The 7,660-nt window shown below is 28.1% G+C and carries 6 protein-coding genes and 1 pseudogene; all 7 read right to left on the reverse strand.

The genetic code is table 11. The annotated features are described in order from the left end of the window. The coding region (locus tag ACQRD5_RS16210; protein ID WP_427747047.1) for a DEAD/DEAH box helicase at window positions 1–3,022 on the reverse strand (3,022 nt) is incomplete at its 3' end. Window position 3,023: 1 nt separating this feature from the next. After that, a complete protein-coding gene (locus ACQRD5_RS16215; RefSeq protein WP_427747048.1) occupies window positions 3,024–3,578 on the reverse strand; it encodes a hypothetical protein in 555 nt (184 codons plus the stop codon). Window positions 3,579–3,619: 41 nt separating this feature from the next. Further along, the gene (locus tag ACQRD5_RS16220) at window positions 3,620–3,859 is read right to left on the reverse strand and encodes a hypothetical protein (protein ID WP_427747049.1); all 240 of its coding nucleotides are present in this window, start codon (window positions 3,857–3,859) and stop codon (window positions 3,620–3,622) included. Window positions 3,860–4,243: 384 nt separating this feature from the next. Beyond that, window positions 4,244–5,245, reverse strand: a complete 1,002-nt coding sequence (gene hypE / locus ACQRD5_RS16225) for a hydrogenase expression/formation protein HypE (protein ID WP_427747050.1) — start codon at window positions 5,243–5,245, stop codon at window positions 4,244–4,246. A gap of 4 nt (window positions 5,246–5,249) precedes the next feature. Further along, window positions 5,250–6,314 (reverse strand): hydrogenase formation protein HypD, encoded by a 1,065-nt coding sequence (hypD, locus tag ACQRD5_RS16230; protein ID WP_427747051.1) that lies wholly within the window; start codon window positions 6,312–6,314, stop codon window positions 5,250–5,252. Continuing rightward, window positions 6,307–6,537, reverse strand: a complete 231-nt coding sequence (locus ACQRD5_RS16235) for a HypC/HybG/HupF family hydrogenase formation chaperone (protein WP_427747052.1) — start codon at window positions 6,535–6,537, stop codon at window positions 6,307–6,309. The genes hypD and ACQRD5_RS16235 overlap by 8 nt, the downstream gene beginning before the upstream one ends. Before the next feature lie 33 nt (window positions 6,538–6,570). Then, window positions 6,571–7,660, reverse strand: a pseudogene (locus ACQRD5_RS16240) (carbamoyltransferase HypF); the annotation flags it as partial.

The following is a 7,660-nucleotide window of genomic DNA, read 5'->3' on the forward strand; positions in this document are numbered from 1 at the left end:
TATTAAGGGACTTCATCCAAACTTTTAAAAGACTTACCTTTTCAATATTAATTTTTCCATTATGCCTTCTCCAATATTCACCCATCTCCTCTGCTGCAAATCTTGGAACTCCTAGCATGCAAAATGCAACAGCTTCTTCTGTACTTACTCCAAAATATATATAGGATGGAACTAAAATATTATTATAATGTCCCTCCTTGCCTCTTACTATAGAGCTTGCCCTTTGCACTGCTGACATACCCCACGGTAAATTATTTATTAACTTACTATATATATATTCTCCGCACACATTAATCTTTTCATCTAATTCACTACTTTTACCAATGTCTATATTAGAGGCTATCTCTCTAAGAGTCTTCCCATTAACCCAATCTTTTGTTATGCTAGCCACTAATTTTGCACTAAATCCTTGTGAATTATATAAACTTAAATTTATCTCGGGTATCTCATTAATTATATCAATTAATCTTTCTAATTTAGTATCGTTATAATCAAATAAAATTTTATCATCTATCTCTATTGTTTCTCTTCCTAACTTAATAAGTAGCATGTTCATACTTATACTACTTAATCCAGTTTTATCTATACTCTCCATAAGTTTTTTTCTTTTTAGTTCATTATCTAGCTTATAAATATAATTCTGAGTTAATCTTAATAGTTTTTCTCCCAGTTCTCTATCATTATTTGCTTCTAATTGATGATATACTAAACTTCCTCTAAGTAAGTCATCAATTTCAATATTAGGATCTATTAACAATATATGATGTATATATTGTAATAAAGCGGACAATTCCTTATGCTGCCTTATCCAGTATTTATTAATCCCATCCTCAGGTACATTTTCTAACATATTCAATAATGATGATATAACCTCTTGATTTTTATATCTTAAATACTTCTCAAAATCTTCCTTATCAGAATCGTTATTACAAATAACTATTATATGCCCTTCCTTATCTACCAATGCCCTTCCTGCTCTTCCAGCAATATTCCAAAACTCTGATGTTGTCATTTTTCTAGAGTATCCTGAACTAGGTATATTAACACCTTGAAATATAACTGTAGATATAGGAAAATTCATTCCTTGTGCTAAAGTAGTAGTTGCTGCTACTATTGTTATTAACTGCTTTGAAATAGCCTCTTCTATTTCCTCTCTAATTATTAATGGTAGTGATGAATGATGATATGCACAGCCACGCCTTATAGATTCATAAAGTAAGCATTCTTTACCCATCTCCTTTTCTACAAGATCCAATAAAAACTTTAATTCATCTAATTTTTCTTTTTTTAATACATCTCTATATAAAAACTTCTTTATTAGACCTTCTGCAATTATCTTTTTAACACATAGAATTAATACTCCACCTAATTTTTCATACTTTTCAGCAATATAGATTGATTGCTCTGTTTTTGTAATATTTTTTCTTTTACTATCATTAATTCTCACTTTAAATTCAGATGAATACATAGTATTTAAACTTGAAGGAATATAGGTTATTTCTCCTGTGTACCTTCCATTTCTTTTTATCTTATCTAATGTATAACTTCCTGTAAATTGTTGTGATGGTTTCCAATCAACAAATACTTCATGACCTCTATCTCCACTTAGCCATTGTGATATGTTATCTGCATTTTTCATAAATGGACTCAGCATTAGTATTCTTAAATTTCTATGTTCTTTCCTCAACATAGCTAGTAATAATTCTAATTTAGCTCCTCTATCATATTCTTGTAGACCATGAGCTTCATCTACTACCAATAACTTTAATTGTTCTACAAAAGGATGTTTTGACTTCACAAGAATATCTAATTTCTCTGGAGTAGTTATTATTATATCTGTATCTTTTAATAATAATTGATCCTCCATCCCTTCAATATCATTATATGGTATAGATATATCTACATTAATTCCAATTCTTCCAAAATCATATCTTAAATCTCTTTTCACTTGATTAACTAATGCTCTTGTAGGTACAATATAAGCTATTTTTGCATTTGCATATAGATTTAATGTTTGTAAGATGTAAAATTTCGCTATTAATGTTTTTCCTGCACTTGTTGGCATTTGAACTACTATTGCAGTCTTATTTGTATCAAAAATATTCTTTGATATTGCTTGTTGTTGAGATGGCCATAACTCAAAAATAGGTTTATTATTTGTTTCATCCGTTAACAATTTTATATACTCATCTATTTTTTCAGATATACCACTTACACTTGCCCATAGTGATATACTCACCATTTTTTTTAACACCTTTTCTATTAATATAAATATAAAGTTCCTATCGCTTCTATTAGCTTGCTTTAATAATTCCTGAGAATCAATACAATATCGTGTAATTATCTTTTCTATATTTTCTGGTTTTCCTGTAAGAATATATTTTTTATAATATTCCACCGCCTCTAATATATTTAATAAAGATCCTATCCAACATATTTCATCATATAAATCTTCTCTATCTAGTTTTGATAGATATATATCTTCTTTAGATTTTTGGGCTATTTGTATATTCTCAATAATTTTATCAACTAACTTTATATCATTCCATCCATCCTTCTTTCTTAACAAGATCAATATTATTAAATAAACTCTATCTTCTAAGTATTTAGTCCATTCTGTTTCATCTTGCTCAATAAGATATTTATCTAAGTCTATTTCCATCAAAATCATTCGTACTTCTGCTAATGAATCAGAAATAATACCTGTGCTAACTAAATAGAACAATTGCTTTATATAATCAATATCATCTTTATCTTTATTGGAATACCATATAGTCTTCCATATATCATAACTTTTTTTATAAAATTTTACAGCTTCATCTTCTGATAAGTTCTGAATCTTAATTCCTGATCCTTGATACATATATGCTAGTAGCTCAGAGTGCCTACTAGGTACAATATTATTTGATTCAATATTGTTAATTCTTTTTAAAATATCATTTTTAGTCCAATAGGTTAATAGTTCATTTGTTTTGCTTAAACTTAATAACTTGTTTATCTTGCTTTCTAAATCACAAATCATATTAACCCTCCCTTAATTTTGTATATATCTCATCTGCAAAATCATTTAATTCATAATCTATTGTTACTATATAATATTTTATAATAGAAGATGCAAATTCGCTACGCTTACATTTAAAATTCCCATAATCTTTTTCAGTATAGAATTCTTTTTTTCTTAAAAGAAACGGAACAACCATTATCTTACTCTTTAACAGATCAAAGTTCTCTCCACATTCTATATCCGTTGCAATATTACATAATAATTCAAAATATTGCGAATCCGTTAATTTGTCTATTGACTTAGCCAATGCCTTTTTTAGTCGATCATCAATACTACACATGCTTAATAATGTACTATACAAACTATCATTTGTGTTATGTACCACAGCTGGTGGACTATCTTTAGAATCAGAGGCTTTGACTTCGCAAGTAACTATAGAGCTTAATTCTATATTTCCATCAATCTCTTTAAATATAAACCCAAAATTATCTATTCCCCTTTTAGGCGTATCTGAATCTTCTTCATCTTTAGTAATTCTACAAGTAAAAGTTACTCCATCAATTTTTTTCAACATATCCTTAGCAATTAATTCTGATATCTTGCTCCTAGTATTCTTTAACCATGGTCTTCCTTCACATGTACTTTTTCCGGATTAGGTACTAAATATTTAAGCATATATTTCTTTAAATTCTCTGCTCTCTCAGCCTTGATATTTTTTATTTTTTCTTCAAACTCTATTCCTACTCCATACTCTTCTTTCAAAACTGGTAATATATACCTTAAAAATTCCTCCTTCTGATTAATGTAATTTAGCTCATAGGTTGTATAAACATCATTTTCTATATTTTCTTTCATTATACTTTTACAACAAGGATACTCCATAATACTACTCCTCAATATTCAAGTTAATATATTTATATTAATTTCTGCATTTAATATACACTAATTAAATCCTATTATATCAATTTTAACAATATTATTCTATATTTTTCCAAAAATTGCGGTAAAATAAATAATTTATAAATCAAAAAGCAACTTCTGTTTACGCGAAGAAACAGAAGTTACTTTTGCAAATTATTTAATATTATTAATTTAATATTTGTTCTGATTATATTAAGATAATTAATAGTTTTAAATAAAGCATCAATTTAAGAACTACAGGACAATCTGAATTCTAATAAAATATCAAGGAAAGCTTTGTAAACTTAAAGCTTTCCTTTTTAATTTTATTATGATATTTTAACATATTCTAGGTAACATATTCCCTTCTAAAGGTGGTAGTATTCTTTTACCACCAAAATAATTTTCTATATAAATAGTATTTTCCTGTTCTTTAACGAATTCTCCTATAATTTTAGCATCCTTGCCTTCATGTATTGATTTAATTAAATTTAAAACTTTTTCAGCCTGACTTTCTTCTACAACTAATACCATTCTTCCTTCACAAGCCATATATAGTGGGTCAAAGCCTAAAAGTTCATTTATAGCACTAACCTCATTATTAATAGGAATATCACCCTCATTTAAATGTATTCCAAGGCCACAAATATCAGCAAACTCATGTAATACAGTTGCTAGACCTCCTCTAGTTGGATCTCTCATTATTTTTATTGAGTCATAATTATCCTTAAGTATTTCTATAAAAGGAAATAATGATGCACAATCACTTTTAATATTGCTTTTTACCTTAATGTTATATCTTTCTACTGCAATTGTGGTTCCATGATCTCCTATATTCCCTGTTACTATAATTTTATCTCCTTCTTTAATTGACTTTTGATAATATCTATCTGATACTCTTCCTATTCCACTAGTATTAATAAATACTCCATCTAACTCACCTTTTTCAACCACCTTAGTGTCTCCAGTTATTATATTTACTCCTGATTCTAAGGAAGTTTGTGACATTGACTTAACTATTTCCTCAAGCTTTTCTAGTTCAAAGCCTTCTTCTATAATAAAGCTTGCACTTAAATAAAGTGGCTTAGCTCCTGATACTATTAAATCATTAACTGTTCCACAAACTGCAAGCTTTCCTATATTTCCTCCTTGAAAGAATATTGGCTTTACTACAAATGAATCTGTAGTAAAAGCTAATTTACCATTTACCCCTTCAAATACCGTTGCATCTTGTGCTTTTGTTAACAAGTCATTATTAAAATATTTATAAAATACATCCTGAATTAATTTCTTAGTATGTTCTCCCCCATCACCATGAGTAAGCTTTATTACTTCCTTCATTTATTCATCTCCTATTATATTTGTAAAAAATAGAACATGCTCCTTCAGAAGAAACCATGCAAGGCCCAATTGCATTTTCTGGAGTACAACTTGCTCCAAAAAACTTACAATCACTTGGTTTTTTCTTTCCTAATATAATCTCATTACATGCACATTTATTAGTATTTTTTTTATTTAAATTTACTTGAAATCTTGCTGCTGCATCATAATTATTATAACTTTCATTTAATATAAAGCCTGAAGCCTTAATATCTCCAATGCCTCTCCATTCATTATCACAATTTATAAATACATCATTTAATAAGTTAGTTACCTTCAAGTTTTCTTCTAAGGTAACACAACCTTTATATAAGTTCTTAAAGCTTTTTTTACTCTTTCCTTGCTCTTTAGTTAAAAAATATAAGGCTCCAATAATATCAAGTTCACTAAAACCTGTTACTACTGCTGGAATATTATACTCTTCTGCAATAAACTTAAAATAATTTGCTCCAGTTATTGTTGCTACATGTCCAGGGCAAATAAATCCCTGTATATTTAAATTATCATCCTTAAGTATATGATTTAATATAGGCTCCATTTTCTTTATTCCTATTAAAAAGCTAATATTCTTAAGTTTTTTTTCCTTAGCCATTTTTATAGTTAAAGCAATTATTGGTGCTGTAGTTTCAAATCCAACAGCTAAAAAAACTATTTCTTTATCTTTATTTTCTTCTGCAAGGCTTATTGAATCTAATGGTGAATATAGAATCCTAATATCTTTTCCCTTACTTCTTTCATCAATTAAACTTGCCTTACTGCCTTTAACCTTCATAATATCTCCAAAGGTAGCTAAAATCACATTACTTTCTTTAGTAATTTCTATAGCTTCATCAATATACCCTTCAGAAGTAACGCACACAGGACATCCAGGTCCAGATATTAAGTTTATTTTTGATTCAACCAAACTTCTAATTCCAAACTTAGATATAGATTGAGTGTGTGTTCCACAAACCTCCATAACATTAAATTTATTTATTGGAGAGGTATTAATTTCTTCTAAAAACTTTTTTATTAAATCTCTTTTATTCATAGTTACCTTCTACTTCTGAAAGTAATTCTAGCATTGCAGTTAACTCTTCAAAATACTCTAAATCAATTTTTTTAATAGCACATCCTGCATGTATTAGAACATAATCTCCAACCTTTGGTTCTTCAATTATTTGAATATTTATCTCACTTTCTACCCCCATAATACTTACCCTTGCTGTATCCTTGTTCAATTCTATCATTTCACCTGGTATTGCTAAACACATATTATTACATTCCTTTCAGTTTTTAAATTACAATTAATTTTCACTTAATATCTCACTAGCTATATTAAGTTGTCCAAAAGATAATCCTCCATCATTTGTTGGAATTTCTTTATTGTAAAAAACCTGAAACCCTTTTTTAATTAAGTTCTTATATAATCCCCTTAATAAATGCTCATTTTCAAAGACTCCTCCACTAAGTACAACCTTCCTTATACCTTCCTTTTTTCCTAAAATACAAACTAAATCACAGGTTGAATACACCAGTGAATTGTGAAACTTTGCTGATATCTTAGATATAGGTTCCCTTTGCTTTATATCCATTAATATTCCTTCTATTATCTTTTTATATTTTATTTGAAATACTCCATTAGCTTCACTAATATCATACATATAGCCTTCATTTATATTTTTATCAATTATATTTTCTAATTCTATGGCTCCTTGTCCATCATAAGTTATATAATTTCTAAGTCCAATAATTGATACTACGGCATCAAATAATCTCCCAATACTAGAGGATAAAAAGCAATTTACTCTTGATTGTAAAGCTTGTATTACTACTTCAATTTTTTCTTTTTCTATATTATTAAGTATTTCTGCTGGATTATATCCTAAATAATATAAATAACTTACTGCACATCTCCAAGGTTCTTCTATTGCTTTATTACCACCTTGAATCTTTATATATTCTAAGTGACCAGCTCTTTTAAATTCCTTTCTATTCCCAACTAAGAATTCTCCACCCCATATTGCACCATCTAATCCAAAGCCAGTTCCATCCAAAATAACTCCAATTACATCTTCATATATCGAATGTTCTGCCATACAGCTAACCATATGTGCATGATGATGCTGAACTTCTATTTTATTTATATTTTGCTCTTTTGCATATTTCGTACTTAAATATGATGGATGCATATCATGTACTAAAAGCTTTTTATTAATATCAAATAAGTTAATAAAATGGTTAAGTACATATTTAAAATTATTATAGGAATTAAAATCCTCTAGGCTCCCCAAGTACTGACTTAAATAAATATAGCCATTTTTTGATACACAAACTGAACTCTTTTGATCACCTCCAATGGCTATAATTTCATATTCCTTATTACTTTTTGATATA

Source organism: Clostridium sp. SGI.024 (assembly GCF_050315195.1).
Lineage (GTDB): Bacteria > Bacillota > Clostridia > Clostridiales > Clostridiaceae > Clostridium.

Coding starts and splice junctions, on each gene's coding strand:
- hypD (WP_427747051.1), bottom strand. CDS start 6,314: ATGAATAAAAGAGATTTAATAAAAAAGTTTTTAGAAGAAATTAATACC.
- ACQRD5_RS16220 (WP_427747049.1), bottom strand. CDS start 3,859: ATGAAAGAAAATATAGAAAATGATGTTTATACAACCTATGAGCTAAAT.
- ACQRD5_RS16235 (WP_427747052.1), bottom strand. CDS start 6,537: ATGTGTTTAGCAATACCAGGTGAAATGATAGAATTGAACAAGGATACA.
- ACQRD5_RS16215 (WP_427747048.1), bottom strand. CDS start 3,578: ATGTTGAAAAAAATTGATGGAGTAACTTTTACTTGTAGAATTACTAAA.
- hypE (WP_427747050.1), bottom strand. CDS start 5,245: ATGAAGGAAGTAATAAAGCTTACTCATGGTGATGGGGGAGAACATACT.